This is a genomic window from Oleomonas cavernae, from assembly GCF_003590945.1.
GTDB lineage: Bacteria > Pseudomonadota > Alphaproteobacteria > Zavarziniales > Zavarziniaceae > Zavarzinia > Zavarzinia cavernae.
Genome location: NZ_QYUK01000008.1, coordinates 357,440 through 379,645 on the forward strand (window position 1 = coordinate 357,440; position 22,206 = coordinate 379,645).

Below are 22,206 nucleotides of genomic sequence, written 5' to 3' on the forward strand. Positions count from 1 at the left end.
GTTGTCCCTGAGGGGCACATTAACCTTCGTTAATTCCCTGATCGACAACAGAGCGATCGGGAGGGGGGTGGCCGATGCGAGTGCTGCTGATCGAAGACGACGCGCAGGTGTCGAAGAGTATCGAGCTGATCCTCAATACCGAGGGCTTCAACGTCTATGCGACGGACCTCGGCGAAGAGGGGCTCGATCTCGGCAAGCTCTATGACTACGACATCATCCTGCTCGACTTGAACCTGCCGGACATGAACGGCTTCGACGTGCTCAAGAAGCTCCGGGCTTCGAAGATCAACACGCCGATCCTGATCCTAACCGGCGTCGCTGGCCTCGATTCCAAGGTCAAGGGCCTGGGCTTTGGTGCCGACGACTACCTGACCAAGCCCTTCCACCGCGAAGAGCTGGTGGCGCGCATCCACGCCATCGTCCGCCGCTCCAAGGGGCATTCCCAGTCGCAGATCAGGACCGGCCGCATGACCGTCAACCTGGACGCCAAGACGGTCGACGTCGAGGGCACGCCGGTGCATCTGACCGGCAAGGAATACGCCATGCTGGAACTGCTCTCCCTGCGCAAGGGCACGACCCTGACCAAGGAGATGTTCCTCAACCACCTCTATGGCGGCATGGACGAGCCGGAGCTGAAGATCATCGACGTCTTCATCTGCAAGCTGCGCAAGAAACTGGCCCAGGCAACCAACGGCGACAATTACATCGAGACGGTCTGGGGCCGCGGCTATGTCCTGCGCGACCAGACCGATGCCATCGGGGCCAAATCACGCACGGCCTGACCTTAAGCTGCTGCGCCGCGGGCGCGGCGCAGATGGTTCACGATCAGTTCGTTGACCAGTAGCGGCTGTTCGCGATGGAGGAAATGGCCGGCCTCATCGATGATTTCCAGGCGCACGCCGGCGGGATAGTCCGCCTCGTTCATGGCACGCTCGAAGGCGACGGCCGGGAAGCAGCCGTCGCGCCGCCCGGCCAGGATCAGGCTGGGCACCGGCACCGGTTGCGCTGCCCGGCGCTGGCCTTCGCGAAAGCGCGGGCTCAGGAAATCGAACATCGCCCGATAGTAGCCCAGCGCCGCCCGCCGCACCCCCGGCGCGCCCAAGGTCGCCTTCACCTGCGCCAGCGCCCCTGCCGGCGGCGTCCAGCCCGGTGACCAGCGGCGCCACAGCAAATCGATGAACTGCCAGTCCTGACGCGAGACCAGCCAGTCGGCCAGGCCGCGGGCCTGAAACAACGCGATATACCAGAAGGGCAGCAGGATCGACGGCTTGGCCCCCATCACGGCCAGGATGCGGCCAGCCGGCGGGATCGCGATGTCGGTCCAGCTTTTGAGGCCCGGCGGATTGCCCGCGGCGATCAGGTGCCCGACCATGGCGCCCCAATCGTGCCCGATCAAGTGCAGTTCCGCAGCATTCAGGCCGTCGATCGCAAGGCGCAGATGATCGGCCAGGGCCGGCACCGAATAGTCGCGGTCACGCGGCTGGGACGAGGGTTCGTAGCCCGGCATCATGGGGGCGATCACCCGAAAGCCCGCGGCCGCGAGTACCGGTGTCAGTTCATCGAAACTGTGAAAATCGTCGGGGAAGCCATGCAGGCACAGGGCCACCGGCGCGTCGGCCCGGCCATCGGCGGCGGGCGTTTCGAGTGCGCTGAGGCGCAGCGTGCCCGCCTGAAGGCTGATGATGCCGGCCATGTATCCTCCCGCCGCCCGTTTGCGGGGAGTCTGACCGCACGACCGCGCTCAGGCAAGCCAAAGATGACAAAGTGTCAGACGCGCGGGCAAAGCCCTCTCCTCCAAGGGAGGAGAGGGTTGGGTGAGGAGGTCGTGGAGGCAAAACACCAGTATCTCGAGGCGTCCCGACCCACCTCCCCAGCCCCTCCCCCGCAAGCGGGCGGAGGGGAGAAAAAGGCGCGGCCCGTAGCTTAAGCCAGCATCGCCTGGGCGACAGGCACGGGCTCGTAAAGCCCCCGGCGATCCTTGACCGGGCGCAGGCGGTTGGTCAGGCCCAGGACGGTTTCGGCGGCGCCCAGGAACAGGCTGCCGTCCTCGGGCATGATCTTCACCAGGCGCTCCAACACCGCAGCCTTGGTGGTCTGGTCGAAATAGATCAGCACGTTGCGGCAGAAGACGATGTCGAAGCGGCCGAGGCCCGAGAAATTGTCGAGCAGGTTGAACTCGCGAAACTGCACCACGTCGCGCAGTTCCGGCGAGATACGCCACTGGTCACCTTCCTTCTTGAAGTGCTTGACCAGCATCTGAATGGGCAGGCCGCGCTGCACCTCGAACTGGGTGTAGAGGCCGGCCCGGGCACGGGCCAGGACATCGGCCGACAGGTCGGTGCCCACGATCTCGATCCGCCAGCCGGCCAGCGCCGCCTTCTGTTCGGCCAGCAGCATGGCCAGGGAGTAGGCCTCCTGCCCGGTCGAGGCCGCCGCCGACCAGATGCGGATGCGTTTGCTCGCCGCGCGCGCCGCCAGCAGGTGCGGCAGGACATGGGACTTGAAGATGTCGAACGGCGTGTTGTCGCGGAAAAAGAACGATTCATTGGTGGTCATCGCCTCGACCACCTCGCGCACCGCGGCCTCGTCCTTGCGACGCAGCACCGCGACCAGCGCATCCAAGGTATTGAGCCCCCGCTTGCGCGCGATCGGCAGCAGGCGCGATTCGACCAGATAGCCCTTGTCGGCGCTCAGGATCAGGCCTGAACGGGTCTTCAGCAGATCGGCCAGGAACTGGAAATCGGACGGGCTCATGCGCTTTCTCCGGCCTTGAAGGAACCGCCGGACAATCGCTCGATTGCGCCCCCCATCTCGCCCAAGGGCAGCACGGCACTGCACAGGCCCGCCGTCGCCACGGCGCCCGGCATGCCCCAGACCACGGACGATGCTTCGTCCTGCGCGATCAGGGTGCCGCCCGCCTCGACGATCGCCTGGGCGCCCTTCAACCCGTCCTGGCCCATGCCGGTCAGCATGACCGCCAGGACCGCGCCGCCATAGGCCGCAACGATCGAGCGCATCATGGGATCGACCGAGGGGCGGCAGAAATTCTCCGGCGGCTCCTGCGTCAGGCGAATGACGCGCTGCGCACCCTGGCGTTCCACCACCATGTGGTGATTGCCCGGCGCCACATAGATGCGCTGCCCCTGGATCGCTTCGCCGTCCCGGCCCTCGGCCGCGGCGACGCCGGTCGCCTTTTCCAGGTGCTGCGCCAGGATGGCCGTGAAGGTCGCGGGCATGTGCTGGGTGATCAGGATCGGCTGCTGAAGCCGGCGGGCGAGCGGCCCCAGCAGGCTGCACAGGGCCTGCGGCCCGCCGGTCGAACTGCCGATGGCGATGACCTGGGGGCGCTGCGTGCCGGCGGCCCGGCAGGCGATGCGCGGCGTATCGCGGGTCAAGGGCGAAGTGGCCGGGCGCAGCGCGGTCACCGCGGACGCCGCCGGCGCCCGCCGCCGCCGCCGGCCCGCCTGGCCCAGGGCGCGGATCTTGGTGATCAGTTCATGGCGGAAGGCTTCGACCGTTCCCGCCTCGCGCGTGGAGCTGGGCTTGGTCAGATAGTCGGCGGCGCCCAGGGTCAGGGCCTTCAACGTCACCTCGGCGCCGGCCTGGGTCAGCGTCGAGGACATCAAGACCCGCACCTGGCGCACCTGGCGCAGAATTTCCGGCAGGGCGGCGAGGCCGTCCATTTCCGGCATCTCGATGTCCAGCACCACGACTTCCGGGTTGGCACGCGCCACATCCCGCACGGCGATGGCGCCGTTGCCGGCGACCGCCACCACCTGGATATCGGCCTCCGCCGCCAGCCAGCGCCCGACCAGGCCGCGGATCACCACTGAATCATCGACGACCATGACCCGTAGCGGTCCACCGTCCGGCATGGCAGCGGCTGCGGGCCTAGGCTCGATCGCCATCTCAGATGGCACCAACCGAGACGAGCTTGGCCTCAAGGATCTCGCGATCGAAAGGCTTCATGATATATTCGCTGGCACCGGCTTCGAGCGCCGCCTGGATGTGCTCGATATCGTTCTCCGTGGTGCAGAACACCACGATGGGGCCGCCGCCGTCCGGCGCCGCGCGCAGGGCCTTGAGAAACTCCAGCCCGTTCATCACCGGCATGTTCCAGTCCAGCAGGATGAAATCCGGCAGGTGGGCGGCGCAACGGTCCAGCGCCTCCTTGCCGTCCCCCGCCTCGTCGACGGCAAAGCCGATCTCCTCCAGCATCCGGCGGGCAACCTTGCGGATGACGCGTGAGTCATCGACGACGAGGCATGATTTCATCACGGCAACTCCGGACTTGACCAACTCAAGCGGCACGGCGGCCATCCAGGGTATGGCGCAGGGATTCAAGCAGGCCGTCGCGATCGCCCTTGGCGATATAGTCGACGAAGCCGACCTTGCGGCCACGCTCGAAGTCGGCCGGGGCGGTACGCGACGACAAAGCGATGATCGGCGTATCGCGCCAGCGCCCCTCGCGGCGGATGGTGGCGGCGAATTCGAAACCGTCCATGCCCGGCATCTCGATATCGGACACGATCAGGTCGAACTCGGCGCCCTGGTCGCGCAGCTTCAGGGCGGCATCGGCATCGACGCTGGTGGTCACGTCATAGCCGGCAACGGACAGCACCGGCACGATCATGTTGCGGAAGAACGGGCTGTCGTCGACCAGCAGGACCGAGCGGTGGCGCAGCGCCGCACCGGCATCGTCGGCGGCCGAGCGATGGAACCAGTCGTCATAGGCGAGCGTCAGGTAGTGCGCGACATCGATCATGCCGGTCGCCTGGCCTGCAACCACCGCCGTGCCGATCAGGCCGGGACGGGAAGCCTTCAGTTCGACATCGAGGCGATCATCGACGATGTCGATGATCTCGTCGACGGCCAGGCCCATCGCCCGGTCGCCGTCGGCGAACACGATCACCGGCTGGCCGCCCTGCTGGCGCAGGCGATAGTCGGGATCGGCACCGACGATCGGCATCAGCTTGCCGCGATACTGCACCATCGGCCGGCCGTTCGAGTGCTCGATCCGCGCCACCTCGATTTCTTCCAGGCGCGCGACCAGCGCCAGGGGCACCGCCTTGCGCTCGGCGCCGCCCGCCCGGAACACCAGCAGCGAGGTGGTATTGCCTTCACGCTGGCCGACCGCTTCCGCCGCCGCCGTCTCATGGGGATCGCGCAGGGCCTCGCCGGTGCGCTGGGCCAGGCCGTTGGGATCCAGGATCATGATGACGCTGCCGTCGCCCAGGATGGTGTTGCCCGAGAACAGGGCATTGTCGCGCAGGATCGAGGCGACCGGCTTGACCACGATTTCTTCCGTATCGAAAACCCGGTCGACGGCGATGCCGAAGGTCTGCGTGCCGACCTGGGCGACGATGATGAAGGCGCTGGTCGGCCGGGGCGCGTTCTCGGGCACCAGGCGCATCGCCTCGGCCAGGAAGATCAGGGGCAGCAGGCGGTTGCGCAGGCGCACCACCGGCGTGCGGTTGATCACCTCGACCTTGTGCTCGGACTCAGGGCTGGTGTGGACCAGTTCGACGACGCCGATCTGCGGCACCGCGAATTTCTCGCCCGCGCATTCGACGATCAGGGCCGAGACGATGGCCAGGGTCAGCGGGATCTTGATCTGGAAGCTGGTGCCCTTGCCCGGCGCGGTCTTCAGGTCGACGGTGCCGCCGATCTTCTCGATATTGGTCTTGACCACATCCATGCCGACGCCGCGGCCCGAGACGTTGGTGACCTTGTCGGCGGTGGAAATGCCGGGATGGAAGATATAGCGGCCCAACTGGGCGTCGGTCATGGCATTGAGCTCGGCCTCGGTCGCCAGCCCGGCCGCCGCCACCTTCGCCTTGATCCGCGCCAGGTCCAGCCCGCGCCCGTCGTCGGCGATCTGGATGATGATATGGCCGCCTTCGTGATAGGCGTTCAAGGTAATGCGGCCCGTCTCGGGCTTGCCGGCGGCACGGCGCTGCTCGGGCCGTTCCAGGCCGTGATCGGCCGAGTTCCGCACCATATGGGTGAGCGGATCCTTGATCAGCTCCAGCACCTGGCGATCCAGCTCCGTCTCGGCGCCGATCATCTGCAGGTCGATCTTCTTCTTCAACTCGTGGCTCAGGTCGCGGATGACGCGCGGCAGCTTGGCCCAGGCATTGCCGATGGGCTGCATGCGCGTCTTCATGACGCCTTCCTGCAACTCGCTGGTGCATAGGGACAGGCGCTGCAAGGGGCCGGCAAATTCGGTGTCGCCGGCCTGGCGCACCATCTGCAGGAGCTGGTTGCGGGTCAGCACCAGTTCCGAAACCATGGTCATCAGGTTTTCAAGCAGGTCGACCGAGACCCGCAGGGTCTGGTTGCCGACGTTGCCGTCGCCCCGCGCCTCGGCGGCGTCCGGGGCGATTTCCGCCATTTTGGCCGCCGGGGCCTCGGGCACTACCGCGGCGGTTGCCGCGGCCTCGGCCTCGGACAGGATCGGATCGATGCCGGCCGCGATCTGTTCGGGGCTGGGCGCCATCTGGAAGGCGGCTTCCAGCTCTTCGAGCGAGACCTCGCCCGGCTTCAGAACACGCGGCAGGTCGACCACCGGTGCCGGCAGCGGCACCACCACGGCGACCGGCGCCGGTGCCTTGGCGGCCCGTCCTTCGGCCAGATCGTCGAGGCGGGCGATCAGTTCCGCGTCGTCGCCCTCGGGCTCACGCTCGGTGGCCCCCAGCGCGGCGAGGATTTCCTTGATGCGATCCAGCGAGGCCAGGATCAGGGTCACCGCCTCGGGGCTGACGACCATCTCGCCGGCGCGGAACTTGCCCAGCACGTTTTCCGCCGCATGGGCAATCGTCTCGAGCCGCGGCAACCCCAGGAAGCCGCAGGTGCCCTTGATGGTGTGAACCAGGCGGAAAATATTGGAAAGAACCGGGCCGTTGTTGGGGTCCTGTTCCAGCTTGACGATTTCGACATCGACGACGTCGAGGTTTTCCGCGGTTTCGGTAAGGAATTCGCTGAGCAGGTCGTCCACGGGCACCCCCGGCCAAGGCGCGGCCGCCACGGGCGGCGGGCGCACAATTCTCTGTCTTGGCAACAGGGTCGGTCAGGGCCAGTAAAGATTCGATGAACAGGCGGGCCTGAGCGCTCAGGAAGCCTGCGCGCTCAGGCCGATGGTCACGGCCCCGTCGGCAGCGGCGGCGGTAACGACCAGCCCCTCGGCACCGGCCAGTTGGCGGGCCAGCGCCCCCGGGGCACTGCGCGGGTCCAGTTCGGCCTCGGCCCCGGCCAGGGCCGCCGCCAGGCCGGCCGGCAGGGCGCAGCGGTCGCCCTGGGCGACGAAGGTGGTGGTTTCGAGGTCGAGCGTCAGCCGCCCGCCCCGCGGCAGGCAATCCGCCGCGATCAGCGCCAGGGTGAACAGCAGGCGCAGTTGCTCCCGCGGGACGCCGTCGCGCGCGCCCTCGACGCCAAGGCTGATGCGCCGCCCCTGGAGCACCGGGGCAACGATGGAAACCAGTTCGTCGCGTGCCATGGGCACGTCGCCGCCGGCGGCACCGAAAGCGATGCGGAAGAAGCGCAGGCGCGCCGAAAGCTCGTTGGCGCTGTCGCCGATCAGGGCGATCGACTGATCGCGCAGATCGTCGTCGTCGGCCGCGTCGGTCAGCAGTTCGACCCCGTTCACCACGGCCCCTACGGGACCGACCAGATCATGGCAGAGACGCGAGCAGAGCAGACCGACGAGGCGCAGCGGATCGTTCATGGAGCGCGCTCAAACCCAATGAGTTGCCCCGGCAGGACGGCCGGGCGACAGTACGGACGAATCGAGATTAACCGAGCAACCCCATGAGCGCCACACCATGACGCGCCCCATCCCATGACCAGGCATATCGCCGCCAGCCTGTTCGCCCCCGGGGTGCGGGTTCGCCATCCCGGCCAGCCGGATTGGGGGATCGGCCAGGTGCAAAGCGTGGTCGGCGCACGGGTCACGGTGAATTTCGAACATGCGGGCAAGCGCCTGATCAATGTCGAGGTCGTCGACCTCCAAGTGGTCGATGACGGAAGCCGCGACCGCCACTAGAGTGCGCTTCGCCTATATCGTTCCCCTGAACCAACCGGAAGTGCCATGTCGCGTTTGGATGCCCCTGCCCGCGCCGAATTGATCGTCGCCCTCGCCGATCTTGCCCGCGAGGCCGGCATCGCGATCATGAAGATCTATGAAAGCGACTTCGACGTCCGCTCGAAGGGTGTGAACGATCCGGTCACCGACGCGGACCTGGCCGGCGAAGCCGTGATCCTGGCCGGTCTTGCCAGGCTGACCCCCGACATCCCGGTGGTCGCCGAAGAGATGGCCTCGGCGGGCAAGCTGCCGGCGGGCGATCCGGCGTCCTGGCGACACTTCTGGCTGGTCGACCCGCTGGACGGCACCAAGGAGTTCGTCAAGCGCAACGGCGAATTCACCGTGAACATCGCCCTGGTCGAAGACGGCGTGCCCGTGATAGGCGTGGTGCACACGCCCGCCAAGGGCTGGACCCATACCGGCCACGGCGCCGGCACGGCAATGGTCTACAAGGCGGGCCTGCCGCCCCAGGAAATCACCGTCCGCCCCGTCCCGCCCGAAGGCCTGACCGTGGTCGCCAGCCGCAGCCACCGCGACCACGAGACCGATGATTTCCTGGCCGGCTATTCGGTTGCTTCCATGGTCGCCGCCGGCTCGAGCCTGAAATTCTGCCTGGTCGCGGAAGGCCTGGCCGATCTCTACCCCCGCATGGGGCCGACCATGGAATGGGATACCGCCGCCGGCCATGCCGTCGTGCTCGCCGCGGGCGGCACGGTCAGCACGCTGGAAGGCGCCGCGCTGTCCTATGCCAAGCCCGGCTTCCGCAACCCGAAGTTCATCGTCAAGGGCGGGTGAGGCGTCTCAGCCGGCCAACAGCGGATGATCGATCAGGCTGGCCAAGGCCCATATGCCGAAGCCGACGATGGCGACGCCCGATATCTGGTTGATCAGCTTCAGGCCCCTGGTTTCCAGCTTGCCGCGCAGCAGGCCGACCAGCAGGGACAGGGTCAGCCACCAGGCGACCGAGCCGCCGAAGACCCCGGCGACGGTGATCGCGGCGTTGGAGTAGCTGCCGTCGCTGGCAAGGCCCGTGGAGGCGAAGACGGTGGCGAAGCCCAGGATCGTGATGGGATTGGTCACGGTCAGCAGGAAGGTACCGGCCATGGCGTGCGGGACCGAGCCCTCGTCGGCCTTCATGCTGCGGTCATGGGGTTCGGTGAAGAAGGTCCGCAGCCCCAGGATGACCAGGAAGATCCCGCCGAACAACCGCATCCAGCCGTCATGAGACAGCATCCAGTTGGACACCGCCGTCAGGCCGAAGGCGGCGACGACGGCGAACAGGCCATCGGCAAGGGCGCCCCCCACCCCGGCCATGAAGCCGTTCATGCGCCCCATGTGCAGGGTGCGGTGAATGCAGACGAGATTGACCGGTCCGACCGGCGCCGCAACGACGTAACCGACGACTAGGGCGCGGACGAACAGTTCTAAATCCATAATTCCCCGAACTCAGGACCGACGATCAAATCACGATCACGTCGTTGCCCGGCGGATCTGCATAAAGCTTTTCGACGAGATGTGCCCGGCGGGTCAAGGCCGCTTTCTGGTTGATGTAGCCCTTGTCGGTCATCTCGCCGCCATCGAGGCTGGCCGGCTCGGCCATGAACAGGACCCGTTTGATCGCGGTCGACGATCCCGGATTGGCCCGATTGTGGGCGCGCAGACCCTGGCGGACATGCTCGACCAGCTGGTTGGCGTTCAGCATGGTCTCCAGCGAGCCCAGCGCCGCCTCGTCGGTCACGATCTTGGGCAGGCCGACATAGTTGGGCCAGGCCAGCACGGCGACGTACTTGCGGTCATGACCGCAGACAACGGCATCCTGGATCGCCGGGGCGGCGGCGGTGACCACGTCGACCCGCAGCTTGCCCGCCTGCACCCAGGTGCCGGTGTCGAGCTTGAAGTCCTCGGCCACGCGGCCGTCGAACACCAGCCCCAGTTCGGGATGCGCCGGATCCTCGAACTTCGCCGCGTCGCCGATGCAGTAGAAGCCTTCCTCGTCGAACGACTCGGCGGTCTTCTTGGGTTCCTTGAAATAGCCGGGCGTCACCAGCGGCCCGCGGACGCGCACCTCGTAGGTGGGGCCGGAGGGCACCAGCTTCAGTTCGACGCCGGGCAGCGGCAGGCCGATCATGCCCACCCGCTCGCTCTCGCGGAACACGCTGGTCGCGGTCGGCGCGGTTTCGGTCGAGCCCCAGCCGGTGGTGAAGATCACCCGCTCGCCCGTGGTCTTGACCGCCAGCGCCTGGAAACGTTCCCACAGGTCCTGGCTCAGCGCCGCGCCGCCATAGGCGCAGAAGCGCAGCTTCTTGAAGAAGGTCTTGGCCATCGCCTCGTCCTTCTCCATGGCCGACAGCAGCATGGAATAGGCCACCGGCACGTTGAGGTAGGTGGTGGGCGAAATCTCGCGCAGGTTGGCGATGGTCTCGTCGAACAGGCCGGGCAGCGGCCGGCCGTCATCGATATAAAGGCTGCCGCCGGCGGCCAGGAGGCCGTGCAGGTTGGCATTGCCGCCGAAGGTATGGCTCCAGGGCAGCCAGTCGACCGCGACCGGCGGGCCGTCCTCGGCAAACCACTTGTCATGGTCGAGCACCAGCGACCGCGACATGGCAGCATTGGCGCACAGCATGCGGTGGGTGTTGATCACCGCCTTGGGCATGCCCGTCGAGCCCGAGGTGAACAGGTACTTGCAGACGGTGTCGGGACCCAGGCGCTGATAGGCGGCCTCGACCTCGGGGCCCACGGGGGTCTTCAACAAATCGTGGAAATCGGTCGCGGGGATGGCACTGGGCGCATCCGCGACATAGACGACTTCGACCCCGTCGAGGTTCAGCTTCGAGATCGCCGCCTCGAAGAAGCGGCCGTTCTGGACGAACAGGATCTTGGGCTTGATCAGGTCGAAGACGTAGACCAGCTTGGCATGGTCGTTCGACATCAGCGAATAGGCTTGGCTGATCGAGCTGACCGGCACCCCGGCGGCGATCGCGCCGTACATGATCAGGGCGTGCTCGATCGAATTGCCCGACAGGACCATGACCGGGTCCTCCTCGGTCAGGCCGCGCGCCAGCAGCGCCGCCGCGATCGCGTCGACATAGCCCAGGCCCGCCGCATAGCTGATCTTGCGCCAGCTCCGGTCGGCCCCGCGCTGGGCCAGCCAGGTCACATCCGGCCGCGCCGCCGCCCATTTGCGCAAGGGCACCAGCATGTTGCGGTCGTAATCGCCCAGGGGGTGGGCCAGCCGCAGGATCATCTCGCCATTGGGTCGACGCTCGACCTCGAGATCGTTCGACAGGTAGCGGATCTTGCGAAACGGCGGCTTCATGGTGCTCCCTCTCCCTTTTTTTGCCGCCGGACAGAGCAGACCGGCGGCGTCTGGGCCGCGAGTGTGCAAACCTGGGGCCACTTTGCAACCAACAAAGTCGTCGGTATGGCGGCGCCTCAGCCGTTGACGTCGATCACCACCCGCCCGCGCACCTTGCCGTCGAGGATGGCATGGGCCAGGGCCGGAACGTCGTCCAGCCCCTTGGTCTGCGTGATGGCCTGCAGCTTGGCCCTGTCGAGATCCGTGGCCAGGCGTGCCCAGGCCTCCTCGCGGCGGGCGCGGGGCGCCATCACCGAATCGATGCCGTAGAGGGTGACGCCACGCAGAATGAAGGGGAAGACGCTGCCCGGCAGGTCGGCCCCCTGGGCCAGGCCGCAGGCGGCGACGGCACCGTTGTAGCGAAGCTGGGACAGGGCATTGGCCAGCGTGGAACTGCCCACGGTGTCGATCACCCCGGCCCAGCGTTCCTTGGCCAGCGGCTTGGCCGGGCCGGACAGTTCCGCCCGCTCGACGATCGTCGACGCCCCCAACGCCTTCAGCCAATCCGCCTCGGCCGGCCGGCCGGTGGCGGCGGCGACGGTGAAGCCCTTCCCGGCGAGCAGCGCGATCGCCACCGAGCCGACGCCGCCGGCCGCCCCGGTCACCAGAACCTCGCCCCGGTCGGGGGTCAGCCCGTGTTTTTCCAGCGCCAGGACCGAGAGCATGGCGGTATAGCCGGCGGTGCCGATGGCCATGGTTTCCGCTGCAGTGAAGGCGGCGGGGCGGCGAATCAGCCAATCGCCCTTCACCCGGGCGCGGGTGCCAAGCCCGCCCCAGTGGCCTTCACCCACCCCCAGCCGTTCAGGACGACCGCATCGCCCGGCCGCCAATCGGGATTGTCCGAGGCTTCGACCGTCCCGGCGAAATCGATGCCGGGAACAAAGGGGAACTTGCGCACGATCTTGCCGCGCCCGGTGATCGCCAGGCCGTCCTTGTAGTTGATGGTCGAATGGCTGACCGCCACGGTGACGTCGCCGACAGGCAGATCCGCCAGCGGCACGGCCTTGATCTCGCTGTGTGTCTTGCCGTCGATATCGGTCAGATAGACGGCGCGGAACGTGTCGGCCATGGTGGCGTTCTCCCGGTGTGTTGCGCGCAGTCTAGTGTCTGCACGGGCGCCGGCAATCGCGCCGGGGGTTGGGGCCCATGCACAGGCTTCATTGATCGGCGGCGGTCTTGTAGGTTGGGCTCCCTTGCTTTCATCGAGGATGTAGCGATGCTGCGACGCCTGCTGACCATCGGATTCCTGGCCGCCGCGCCGGCCTTGGGCCTCGCGACAGCCGCGACGGCAGCCGAGCGCCCGGCGGTGATCGCGCGGGACGGCAGCGCCGTCACCTTCCCCGAAGCCACCCTTGCAGCACTCGATCTGGCGATCCTGCAAGGCGCCGACAGCCTGCGGCTGGATGTCTATCAGACCCTGGACGGTGTCCTCGTCATACGCACCGCCCGCGATCTCGCCGCCACCACCAATGCCGCCTCGGTGCTGGCCCGCCCGGTGGGGGTGAAGGGCGAGCCGCCGGTGGCGGGTTTCCCGGTCGATCTGGTGCCCTACAGCAGCTATGCCCAGTTGACCGCGCGCCAGATCGTCGCCGGCCGCGATCTGCGCTTCGACGACATGTTCCCGGCGCCGATCCTGGAGGACGCCTTCGCCCTGATCGCCAGGCGGCAGATCGACAGCCGCCGCACCATCGGCCTGCTGATCGTGCTGCACGACACCCAGGTCCACGCCGCGCGCGGCCGCCCGATGGAGCCGCGGCTGATCGCCTCGATGCAGAGATACGGCCTGGCCGGGGCGCCGCAGATCATGATCGGTGCCAGCGAACCCACGAGCCTTCAGCAACTGGCCGGTCCGGGCAACCCGCGCGTCTTCGTGCTGGGTCCGTCGACCGCGCGCCCGGCCGATTCAGCGGTGACCAGGAACAGCGCGACCTTCGGCGACTATCAGGCGCCTGCAGGCTTGCGCGCCATCCGCGGCTTTGCCGATGCCGTGCTGGTCGATTTCCCGGATGTCCAGGGTTACTACGCCGACGGCGCCGCGATGCCGCCCTCGACCATCGTCGCCGATGCCAGGGCCGCCGGCCTCGGCCTTTATGTCGGCGGCTTCGCCGACGCCGACGACCCGCTGAAGCCCCGGCGCGAGGCGATCGATTCTTATGCGCGGGTCTTTGCCCTGGGCGTCGACGGCATCGTCACCGACGAACCGGCTCGCGCCGTCGCCGCCAGGCGCCACGGCCGCTAGGGAGCTTGTTCGGCAAACAGAGATAAGTCATCGCCGGGCCTTTCAGTTATTGCAGTTAGATATCCCTTGCGGTATTTTTCCTGGGCAAGGAGCAACCACCATGACCACCCAGATCGTTCGGTTCGCCGGATTGTCGGAGCAGGATCGCCGGACCACCGCGCCGTTGCCGAAGCTCGGGCACGGCGATCGGGTGGAACTGCGTGTCCGCCGCGAGGGTGGCCAGAATCAGACGTTTTTCCTGCCGCCGTCCGCACTCGCGGCCGTCGAGACCCTGTTGGCCCATTTGCTGAGCGGCGAGCGCGTCGCGATGCTCACAGAAGATCAGGAAGTAAGCCCGAATGACGCGGCAAGCGTCCTCGGCATATCGCGCCCCCTCGTGGTCCACCGCATGGATATCGGCGATCTGCCCTTCCGCTACGTGGGGAAGCACCGCCGGGCCAAGCTGAAAGACGTGCTGGCGCTGAAGCTGCGAATCGACACTCAGCGCGCCGCGATGGAAGCCCTTGCCGACGATGCCGAGGATCTCAATCGGCGCCATGGCGTTTGAGCCTTCCGTCGCGGTTTGCGATGCCTGCGTCCTCTACCCGTTCCACCTGAGGAACATCATCGTCCAGGCCGCGGTCGATCACCTCGTCGACCTGCGCTGGACAGCCGAGATTCACGACGAATGGATCCGCAATCTGATTGCCAAGACACCAGCCATATTGGTTGAGCGCTTGCAGATTACACGGCAACTGATGGAACGCGCGTTGCCGACGGCCACGGTTGTCAACTACGAGAAGCATATTCCGGCGGTAGTCTTGCCTGATCCCAACGATCGCCATGTCGTCGCCGCGGCGATAGCGGCCAAGGCCTCGCTGATCATCACCTGGAATTTGCGCGACTTCCCTATAGCCACGCTTGAGAAACACGGGCTACGCAGACTATCGCCGGACACTTTCCTGGCCGATCTCTACGACAAGGTGCCACAGTTGGTTGTCGGTTCCTTGGCGAATGCCCGGCGCAATCTGCGCAAGACCGATACGTCGGTTGCCGGCTTCATCGACATCCTGACCCACCACAAACTCGCCCGGCTCGCAAACCGCGTCGAGAAGCATCTGGCTGATCTCTGACTGATCAGTGCCGGCGACCGCCGTCGCCCTCGCCGGCTCAAGCGCGCACCACACCGTCCAGCGGGCGCAGGCCGCCGCCGTCGGGGAAGACCCGGGCCGCCACGTCCGCCGCCGGCAGTCCCAGGTGGTTGATCAGCGTCGCCAGGTAGAGGCGGCGCAGGTCGGTAGTCGGCGCCAGGTCGCGGCCGTCGAGCAACTGCGCCTTGTCGAGGCCCGGCCATTGCCCGTGGACCGTGGCACCGTCCAGGTTGCCGCCGAAGATGAAGGCGGCCGAGGCGGTGCCGTGGTCGGTTCCGCCGGTGCCGTTGGGCGCCGCGGTACGGCCGAATTCGGTGACGGCGATGACCAGCGTGTCGCGCCAGACCGCAGGCCCCAGTTCGTTCTTCAACAGCACGGCCCCATCGGCCACCGGCCGCAGCGCCGCCGCCAGCCGGCCGTCGGTGACACCCTGATTGGCATGGGTATCCCAGCCCAGCAGGTCGATGGTGGCGACCCGCGGCCCTTCGCGGTCGCGCAGCAGGCGCGCCAGGCCGACGATCAGCGGTTCCATCTGCTTGGGGCCGGCGGCCATGCTTCCCGGGGTGGCCAGGTCCATCCCGGCCCCTGCCGCCATCGCGCTGGTCTCGCGCGCTTCGGCCAGCATGGCGTGAAACAGTTCGTCCTTGGCATAGAACCGGTCGAGCGTGTCGAGCAGCACGCCATCGGGCGCCGGCAGGATCTGCGGCGACCAGGTCGTGACCGAGGCCGGGCCGGTGAGGAGCAACGGCACCGCCAGGCCGACCGCCAGCCCCGTCCCCCGGCCACGGCGACCGCCCGGTTGAGCCAGCCGGTGGCACTGCCCGACGGCCCCGTGCCGCCGTTCTCCAGGACATTCTGGGCATCGAAATGCGAGCGTTCGCGATAGGGCGTGGCGGTGGCGTGCAGCACCTGCATCTCGCCACCGCGCCACAGCGGCATGGCCGATTGCAGCGCCGGATGCAGGCCGAAGCGGCCGTCGAGATCGATCATGCCGCCGCTCTTGCCCGGTACGGCCAGGGCCAAGGCCCCCCGGGTCGCCCCATAGGCGGGATCGGCATAGGGCGGCACCGCCGCCAGGCCGTCCATGCCACCGCGCAGCACCAGGACGATCAGGCGCTTGTTGCCCGGTATGCGGGCCAGCGCGAAGCGTGGCCCCAGGGCCAGGCCCAGCCCGCCCAGGCCGGCCGAAATCAGGAAGCGACGGCGATCGAGACGAACCATGGCCCTACCTCCGCAGGAATTGAGGGCTGGCCAGCACCAGGGCAATCGCACTGGCCCTGTCGCCCGCCCGGCGCACCGAATCGGCCACGTCGGCCGGCGCCGCCGCGCCCAGGGCCTGCACGAGCAGGGCATTGCCGTCGCCGACGGGCGCCAGGCGCGCGCCCACCTTCTGGGCCAGTTCGATCCGCCGCATCAGCGAATCGGGGCTCAACCACTCCCGCCCCGTGTCGGGCCAGCCCTTGGGCGAAGGGGCGGTGAAGGGTTGCTGCCCCAGCAGCTTCATGGCGCCGACCGCGACCTCCGGCTCGGGCACCAGGCCGATCAGGCGATAGATCGAGATGACGAGATCGGTGGGCGACTTCACCTTGGTCAGGGGCGCCTGCCAGGGCTGGGCCAGGTCGACCAGGGCCAGCGACATCGCCTTGAGATCGCCGCCGCTGTCGCGGAACACCTTGGCGATGCCGGCCACCGCCTCGGCAGGGGGATCGTCGGCCACGAAATGGCGCACCAGCTTGGTCGCCAGGTGGCTGGCGGTGGCCGGGTGATGGGCGAGCAGGGCCATGGCCTCGTCGCTCTGGGCGACCGCCGCCTCGCGGATGGTGGTGCCCAGCAGGCGCTGGTCACCCGGTTCGTGGATCTTGGGCTCGAAGAAACTGGCCTCGCCCTGGCCGGTGGGGTTCACCGTCCAGCCGGTCAGGATACGGGCCAGCGCGCCGACATCGGCCTGTTCATAGCCACCGTCGACCCCCAGTGTGTGGAGTTCCAGGATCTCGCGCGCCAGGTTCTCGTTCAGCCCCCTGTCGCGGCGCCGGCCGGCCAGCGAATTGGGCCCGAACGAGCCCGCCTGGTCGAGATAGAGCAGCATCGCCGGGTGCCGGGTCGCCGCTTTCAGCAGGTCGACGAAGCGGCCGGTGACGTGGGGGGCGATCGCCTCGCGCTGGAAGGCGCCGACCAGCCCGGTGACCGCCGGCTTGTGGGCCGACACGGTGAAATGATTGGCCCAGAACAGAACCAGGCGCTCGTAAAAAGGCGTGTCGGTATTGACGGCACGCGCCATCTGCGCCCGGATTTCGGCCAGATAGATCTTCCGCGCCTCGCCTTTGAGATAGGACAGCACGGTCGCCTCGTCGGCGTTCCTGATGGCCTTCAGCAGATTGGCGACCAGCGCCGCCGTCGGCGCCACGTCGCGGGGCGGCGGCGGGACGAGCGGCGCCCGCACCTGCGCCTTGACGGCGCCGCGCGGATCGGCGCCGGCCGACGCCAGTTCGCCCGGCCGCGGCCCCAGGCCGAACCGTACTGCCGCGATCAAGGCCTCGACCGCCATCGGTCAACCTCCATGCGTGGACTGGCTGCAACACCCAACGAAGCAATGGGCCAAATCCTGCGCTGCCGCATATGGCATATTTACGGCGGGCCGGACGATGTTACGCTTTATTTACGAGTAGAGCGTTCCAATCAAAGAACCGGCGCGACGCTGTCGGACGGCCGGTCACGGGGAACACGCCATCAGAAGGGATGGATTGGTCAACGGACTGGAGCCTTGCATGAGCGATTTCGAGCGTATGCTATCGGATTATCGCCTGACCACGGCGGAAATCCTCTATCACCTGCCCGACCACCCCAGCCTGCTGCAAAGCTATACCTGGCAGGAACTGGACCTGGCGCCACGCTTTCCCGAATTGAAGAAGTTCCTGGATTTCTGGGAAGCCAATCTGGACGGCAAGCTGCACTCGGTGAAGGTTGCGACCAACCGCATCATCAGTCCCAGCGAGTTCCGCCACACCAAGAATTACTTCACGCTGCATTGAAGGCCGGCATTCCCTCGCCCCCGACGGGGGAGAGGGCCAGGGTGAGGGGGTGTCTGGCGTTACGCACCCCTCACCCCACCCCTCTCCCCGCAAGCGGAGCGAGGGAGCAGAAGGACGTCACCCGGCGAAGGCCGCCGGCACCTCGGCGAAGCGGATGGGCGCGCCCAGGGCGGGGCCTTCCACCGCGCCGTCGCGCATGACCACGTGGCCGCGGATGATCGTGGCCATGGGCCAGCCGGTCACCGTGTCGCCCTCGAACGGGCTCCAGCCGCAGCGGCTGGCCAGCCAGTCGGCTGTGATCGTGCGCGTGGCCTTCAGGTCGACCAGGGTCAGGTCGGCATCGTAACCCAGGGCGATGCGCCCCTTGCCCGAGAGGCCGAAGATGCGCTGGGCGCCGGCGCTGGTGAGATCCACCAGGCGCTGCAACGTCAGGCGCCCCTTGGCGGCATGATCGAGCAGCAGGGGCAGCAGGGTCTGCACCCCGGGCATGCCCGACGGGCTTTGCGGGTAGGGCTTGGCCTTTTCCTCGATCGTGTGGGGTGCGTGGTCCGAGCCGATGACGTCGACCATGCCGCTGCGCACGCCGGCCCACAGCCCGTCGCGATGGTGGCTCTCGCGGATCGGCGGGTTCATCTGGGCATAGGTGCCCAGGCGGCGATAGGCCTCGGGCGCCGCCAGGGTCAGGTGCTGCGGCGTGGTCTCGATGGTGACCAGGTCCTTGTGGTCGGCGAGCCAGGCGATCTCGTCGGCCGTGGTCACATGCAGGATATGGATGCGCCGTCCCAGGCGCCGGGCGATCGCCACCGCGCGCCGGGTCGCCTTCAGGGCCGACTCGGCATCGCGCCAATTGCAGTGGTCGGCCGGGTCGCCACTGTCGGCGATGGCACGGCGCTCCTTCAGGCGGGCTTCATCCTCGGCATGGATGGCGACGCGGCGTCGGCCGGTGCCCAGGACTTTCTCCAGGCCCTCGTCCTCGGCCACCAGGAGGGACCCGGTCGAGGCGCCCATGAAAACCTTGATCCCGGCACAGCCCGGCATCGCCTCCATGGCGGCGAGCGCGCCCATATTGTCGTCGGTCGCCCCGGCATAGAAGGCGTGGTCGCAATACATGCGGCCCCGGGCCAGGGCCAGCTTGTGGTCGAGTTCGTCCGGCGTGGTGGTCGAGGGCTTGGTGTTCGGCATCTCGAATACCGCGGTCACCCCGCCCAGCACGGCGCACAGGCTGCCGGTGGCGAGGTCTTCCTTGTATTCGAGGCCCGGTTCGCGGAAATGGACCTGGCTGTCGATCACGCCGGGCAGGACATGCAGGCCTCTGGCAGCGAACCGCTCCCCTGCCGAGGCCTGGGAAAGATCGCCGATCGCCGCGATCCGGCCCCCGCGCAGCCCGACATCGGCGGCCCCGATGCCGTCGTGGTTCACCACCGTGCCGCCGGCGACGATGAGGTCGAAAGTCTGGGACATGATCTCTCAAGCTTCCTGAAAGGCGCCGATGACGTCGATGAGCCTATCTTCCAGCCGGCGCGATTGCACGGCGGCCGACAGCCGCTCCTCGGCCAGCGCCCGCCCGGCGGCGCCGAGGGCGGCGCGACGGCCGGGATCGGTCACGATGGCCTGAATGGCATCGGCCAGGGCGGCGGGATCGCCGGCCGGCACGACCAGGGCATTGCGGCCGCTTTCCACCACGCCGGTCAGGCCGGCCGCATCGGTCGCGACCACGGGCACGGCCGCCGACATGGCCTCCATGGCGACGGTCGGCAAGCCCTCGGCATCGCCGCCGGACGCGGTGATCGAGGGGACGACGACCAAGCTCGCCCCGCGCATCCGGTGGCGTGTCGCCGCTTGGCTCTGCCAGCCCAGAAACTCGACCCCGTCCAGCCCGGCGGCACGCCCCTTCATGTCGCTCAGCATCGGACCATCGCCCGCCAGCACGACCCCAACCCCCACACCACGTTCACGCAGGATGCGGGCGGCATCGATCAGGATCGGAATGCCCTTTTTCTCGACGAAGCGGCCGGCGAAGAAGACATAGGGCGGCTCCTTCGGCGTCGCCATGGCCGGATCGAGGTCGATGCCGATATTGACCACGGTCAGCTTGGCGGCCGGAAAGCCGCGCTCGATCAATTTTTCCCGCACCGAGTCCGACACGCAGATGAACAGCGACGCCTGCGCCTTCAAAGCCTCGAGCCGGCGCTGGTAGATGGTCGGCAGCAGGCGCTTCTCATAGTGCTTGTTCTTGTGGGCATCGCCGCCGTGGTAGGTCACCACCAGGGGAATGCGCAGCGCCCGCGCCAGGGGCAGCGCGAGCGCCCCGCCCCGGCCGAACTGGGCATGGATCAGGCGGGCGCCCAGCGGGCGCAGGCTGGGCGCCTCGGGCACCCGGGCGCATTGCTTGAACAGGGCGCGATCCAGCGTGCCGAACGGCCCCGCCCGGCCCAGCACGATGGGCGAGGGCGTCAGTTCACCGACCTCGGCCGTCGTGCTGCAGCCAACCCAATGCGGCTCGAGACGGGAGAAAGCCGAATACTGCCGGCGCAGGAAACCGATCTCCGACTTCGGCACCAGCTTGTCGCGATAGACGAGAATCGCTGTCATCGACGGCAATCATACCCCTCTCCGCCCTTCAGGACGGAGAGGGTTCTGGTCCCGGCCAGGATCACTCCGCCGCCGTCTGCGCGGTCGGCAGGGTGTAGTCCTTGAAATCCTCGCGCAGCTTGGTCTTCAGCAGCTTGCCGGTCGCCGTGTGCGGCAACTCGTCGACGAAGACGACATCGTCGGGCATCCACCACTTGGCGATCTTGCCGACCAGGAAGTCGAGCATTTCCTCGCGGCTGATGTCCTTGCCCGCCTTCCTGACCACGATCAGCAGTGGCCGCTCGTCCCACTTGGGATGCACGATGCCGATCACCGCGGCCTCGGCGACCGAGGGGTGGCCGACGGCGGCGTTCTCGAGATCGATCGAGGAAATCCACTCGCCGCCCGACTTGATCACATCCTTGGCCCGGTCGGTGATCTGCATGAAGCCCTCGGGGTCCAAGGTCGCCACGTCGCCGGTATCGAAATAGCCGTTCTCGTCGAGAATGTTGCCGCCCTCGCCCTTCAGGTAGGCGTTGGCGATCCAGGGGCCGCGCACCATCAGGTGGCCGAAGGCCTTGCCGTCGCGCGGCAATTCCTTGCCGTCGTCGTCGGTGATCTTCAGGTCGACGCCGAACACCGCGCGGCCCTGCTTGCACTGAACGTCCAGGCGCTTCTCCTTGGGCCAGGTGTCCATCCCGGCCTTCAGCGTGCCCAGGGTGCCCAGCGGGCTCATCTCGGTCATGCCCCAGGCATGGCAGACGGAGACGCCGTACTTCTCCTGGAAGGTATCGATCATGCTGCGGGGTGCAGCCGACCCGCCGATGACCACGCGCTTCAAGGTCGAGAGGGTCTTCTCCTCCTTCTCGAGATACTGCAGCAGCATCAACCAGATCGTCGGCACCGCCGCGGTCATGGTAACGCCTTCGGTCTCCAGCAGGTTGTAGACGCTGGCGCCGTCGAGGGCAGCACCCGGCATCACCAGCTTGGCCCCGGCCATGGGCGCGCCGTAGGGGATCGACCAGGCATTGGCGTGGAACATCGGCACCACGGGCAGCACGGCGTCGACCGAGCGCAGGCCGAAGGCATCGGCGTTGTTGGCGACCATCGAATGGATCGCGGTCGAGCGATGCGAATAGAGCACGCCCTTGGGATTGCCTGTGGTACCCGAGGTGTAGCACAGCGACGAGGCGGTGTTCTCATCGAAATCCGGCCAGGCGAAATTGGGCGAGGCCTGCGCCACCAGTTCCTCGTAGCACAGGGCATCGGGCAGGCTGGTCTGGGGCATATGGGCGCGATCGGTCAGGATCACGAAATGGCGCACGCCTTTGAGCTTGTCGGCGAACTTCTCGACCAGCGGCACGAAGGTCAGGTCGATGAACAGCACCTTGTCGTCGGCATGGTTGACGATATAGGCGATCTGTTCGGGAAACAGGCGCGGGTTGATGGTGTGGCAGACCAAGCCGGAGCCCGAGGTGCCGTACCACACTTCCAGGTGGCGATGGGTATTCCAGGCCAGGGTGCCGATGACGTCGCCGAACTTGGCCCCCAGGCCCTTGAGCACATTGGCCACCCGGCGCGCGCGCTCCTCGGCCTGGGCATAGGTGTAACGGTGCAGCGAGCCTTCGACCAGGCGGGAGACGATCTCGCGATCCTGGTGATAGGTCGCCGCAAAGGTCAGAAACGACGAAATCAGGAGCGGCCGCTCCTGCATGAGTCCGCGCATAGGATCCCCTCCGCTATTGTTATGCGTTTTCCTGAATTGGACTTAAGTGCAAGCAGGCCCGACGTCAACCGGGTGA

General features: G+C 67.4%; 21 protein-coding genes and 1 pseudogene. 7 read left to right on the plus strand and 15 right to left on the minus strand.

All coding sequences use genetic code 11. From position 1 onward, the window contains the following. Positions 1 to 74 precede the first annotated feature (74 nt). Positions 75 to 782 (plus strand): response regulator transcription factor CtrA, encoded by a 708-nt coding sequence (gene ctrA, locus D3874_RS01955; RefSeq protein ID WP_119775875.1) that lies wholly within the window; start codon positions 75 to 77, stop codon positions 780 to 782. 2 nt (positions 783 to 784) lie between these two features. Here the strand turns inward: ctrA and D3874_RS01960 are convergent, their stop codons facing one another. The 6 genes from D3874_RS01960 to D3874_RS01985 form a co-directional block, all read right to left on the minus strand. Beyond that, the gene (locus D3874_RS01960) at positions 785 to 1,693 is read right to left on the minus strand and encodes an alpha/beta fold hydrolase (protein WP_119775878.1); all 909 of its coding nucleotides are present in this window, start codon (positions 1,691 to 1,693) and stop codon (positions 785 to 787) included. Positions 1,694 to 1,923: 230 nt separating this feature from the next. After that, positions 1,924 to 2,754 (minus strand): CheR family methyltransferase, encoded by an 831-nt coding sequence (locus tag D3874_RS01965; RefSeq protein WP_119775880.1) that lies wholly within the window; start codon positions 2,752 to 2,754, stop codon positions 1,924 to 1,926. Next, positions 2,751 to 3,848, minus strand: a complete 1,098-nt coding sequence (locus D3874_RS01970; protein WP_456306390.1) for a protein-glutamate methylesterase/protein-glutamine glutaminase — start codon at positions 3,846 to 3,848, stop codon at positions 2,751 to 2,753. The genes D3874_RS01965 and D3874_RS01970 overlap by 4 nt, the downstream gene beginning before the upstream one ends. Before the next feature lie 61 nt (positions 3,849 to 3,909). Then, on the minus strand, positions 3,910 to 4,320 hold the full coding sequence (locus D3874_RS01975; protein WP_456306391.1) for a response regulator: 411 nt from the start codon (positions 4,318 to 4,320) through the stop codon (positions 3,910 to 3,912). Beyond that, on the minus strand, positions 4,301 to 6,997 hold the full coding sequence (locus D3874_RS01980; RefSeq protein WP_119776663.1) for a hybrid sensor histidine kinase/response regulator: 2,697 nt from the start codon (positions 6,995 to 6,997) through the stop codon (positions 4,301 to 4,303). The genes D3874_RS01975 and D3874_RS01980 overlap by 20 nt, the downstream gene beginning before the upstream one ends. Before the next feature lie 114 nt (positions 6,998 to 7,111). Then, positions 7,112 to 7,723 (minus strand): histidine phosphotransferase family protein, encoded by a 612-nt coding sequence (locus D3874_RS01985; protein WP_119775885.1) that lies wholly within the window; start codon positions 7,721 to 7,723, stop codon positions 7,112 to 7,114. 114 nt (positions 7,724 to 7,837) lie between these two features. Here D3874_RS01985 and D3874_RS01990 point away from each other — a divergent pair, with 114 nt between their 5' ends. Beyond that, on the plus strand, positions 7,838 to 8,041 hold the full coding sequence (locus D3874_RS01990; protein WP_119775887.1) for a DUF3553 domain-containing protein: 204 nt from the start codon (positions 7,838 to 7,840) through the stop codon (positions 8,039 to 8,041). A 45-nt stretch (positions 8,042 to 8,086) separates the two neighbouring features. Continuing rightward, positions 8,087 to 8,875 carry a 3'(2'),5'-bisphosphate nucleotidase CysQ gene (cysQ, locus tag D3874_RS01995; RefSeq protein ID WP_119775889.1) on the plus strand — a complete coding sequence of 263 codons (789 nt, stop codon included), beginning with the start codon at positions 8,087 to 8,089 and terminating at the stop codon, positions 8,873 to 8,875. 6 nt (positions 8,876 to 8,881) lie between these two features. Here cysQ and D3874_RS02000 read toward each other — a convergent pair whose 3' ends face one another. The 3 genes and pseudogenes from D3874_RS02000 to acuI all read right to left on the minus strand — a co-directional run bounded on the left by D3874_RS02000 (position 8,882) and on the right by acuI (position 12,504). Beyond that, positions 8,882 to 9,514 (minus strand): LysE family translocator, encoded by a 633-nt coding sequence (locus D3874_RS02000; RefSeq protein WP_119775891.1) that lies wholly within the window; start codon positions 9,512 to 9,514, stop codon positions 8,882 to 8,884. A gap of 25 nt (positions 9,515 to 9,539) precedes the next feature. Next, complete coding sequence (locus tag D3874_RS02005; protein ID WP_274380555.1) at positions 9,540 to 11,477, minus strand: AMP-binding protein; 1,938 nt, start codon at positions 11,475 to 11,477, stop codon at positions 9,540 to 9,542. 35 nt (positions 11,478 to 11,512) lie between these two features. Beyond that, positions 11,513 to 12,504: pseudogene (gene acuI / locus D3874_RS02010) on the minus strand (acrylyl-CoA reductase (NADPH)). A 147-nt stretch (positions 12,505 to 12,651) separates the two neighbouring features. Between acuI and D3874_RS02015 the strand changes: the two are divergent. The 3 genes from D3874_RS02015 to D3874_RS02025 all read left to right on the plus strand — a co-directional run bounded on the left by D3874_RS02015 (position 12,652) and on the right by D3874_RS02025 (position 14,786). After that, positions 12,652 to 13,674 carry a glycerophosphodiester phosphodiesterase family protein gene (locus D3874_RS02015; protein WP_158595778.1) on the plus strand — a complete coding sequence of 341 codons (1,023 nt, stop codon included), beginning with the start codon at positions 12,652 to 12,654 and terminating at the stop codon, positions 13,672 to 13,674. A gap of 100 nt (positions 13,675 to 13,774) precedes the next feature. Continuing rightward, entirely contained in the window at positions 13,775 to 14,221 is a 447-nt protein-coding gene (locus tag D3874_RS02020; protein WP_119775895.1) for a MerR family transcriptional regulator, read from the plus strand. Then, positions 14,211 to 14,786, plus strand: coding sequence for a PIN domain-containing protein (locus D3874_RS02025; RefSeq protein WP_119776668.1), 576 nt, complete (start codon positions 14,211 to 14,213; stop codon positions 14,784 to 14,786). The genes D3874_RS02020 and D3874_RS02025 overlap by 11 nt, the downstream gene beginning before the upstream one ends. Before the next feature lie 37 nt (positions 14,787 to 14,823). Here D3874_RS02025 and D3874_RS02030 read toward each other — a convergent pair whose 3' ends face one another. From D3874_RS02030 to D3874_RS02035, 3 genes are read right to left on the minus strand one after another with little or no spacing between them, the layout of a single operon-like run. Beyond that, the gene (locus tag D3874_RS02030; RefSeq protein ID WP_233559790.1) at positions 14,824 to 15,381 is read right to left on the minus strand and encodes a DUF1501 domain-containing protein; all 558 of its coding nucleotides are present in this window, start codon (positions 15,379 to 15,381) and stop codon (positions 14,824 to 14,826) included. Further along, positions 15,324 to 16,025, minus strand: a complete 702-nt coding sequence (locus D3874_RS28300; protein ID WP_158595780.1) for a DUF1501 domain-containing protein — start codon at positions 16,023 to 16,025, stop codon at positions 15,324 to 15,326. The genes D3874_RS02030 and D3874_RS28300 overlap by 58 nt, the downstream gene beginning before the upstream one ends. A 4-nt stretch (positions 16,026 to 16,029) precedes the next feature. Further along, positions 16,030 to 17,349, minus strand: coding sequence for a DUF1800 domain-containing protein (locus D3874_RS02035; RefSeq protein WP_119775899.1), 1,320 nt, complete (start codon positions 17,347 to 17,349; stop codon positions 16,030 to 16,032). A gap of 220 nt (positions 17,350 to 17,569) precedes the next feature. Here D3874_RS02035 and D3874_RS02040 point away from each other — a divergent pair, with 220 nt between their 5' ends. Then, the gene (locus D3874_RS02040) at positions 17,570 to 17,833 is read left to right on the plus strand and encodes an usg protein (RefSeq protein WP_119775902.1); all 264 of its coding nucleotides are present in this window, start codon (positions 17,570 to 17,572) and stop codon (positions 17,831 to 17,833) included. Between the two features lie 117 nt (positions 17,834 to 17,950). Here D3874_RS02040 and D3874_RS02045 read toward each other — a convergent pair whose 3' ends face one another. The 3 genes from D3874_RS02045 to D3874_RS02055 form a co-directional block, all read right to left on the minus strand. Continuing rightward, the gene (locus D3874_RS02045) at positions 17,951 to 19,294 is read right to left on the minus strand and encodes a dihydroorotase (protein ID WP_119775904.1); all 1,344 of its coding nucleotides are present in this window, start codon (positions 19,292 to 19,294) and stop codon (positions 17,951 to 17,953) included. Between the two features lie 6 nt (positions 19,295 to 19,300). Beyond that, positions 19,301 to 20,425, minus strand: a complete 1,125-nt coding sequence (locus D3874_RS02050; RefSeq protein WP_119775906.1) for a glycosyltransferase — start codon at positions 20,423 to 20,425, stop codon at positions 19,301 to 19,303. 61 nt (positions 20,426 to 20,486) lie between these two features. After that, positions 20,487 to 22,130: a 3-(methylthio)propionyl-CoA ligase gene (locus tag D3874_RS02055; protein WP_119775908.1), complete on the minus strand. Its 1,644-nt coding sequence runs from the start codon at positions 22,128 to 22,130 to the stop codon at positions 20,487 to 20,489. Positions 22,131 to 22,206 lie beyond the last annotated feature (76 nt).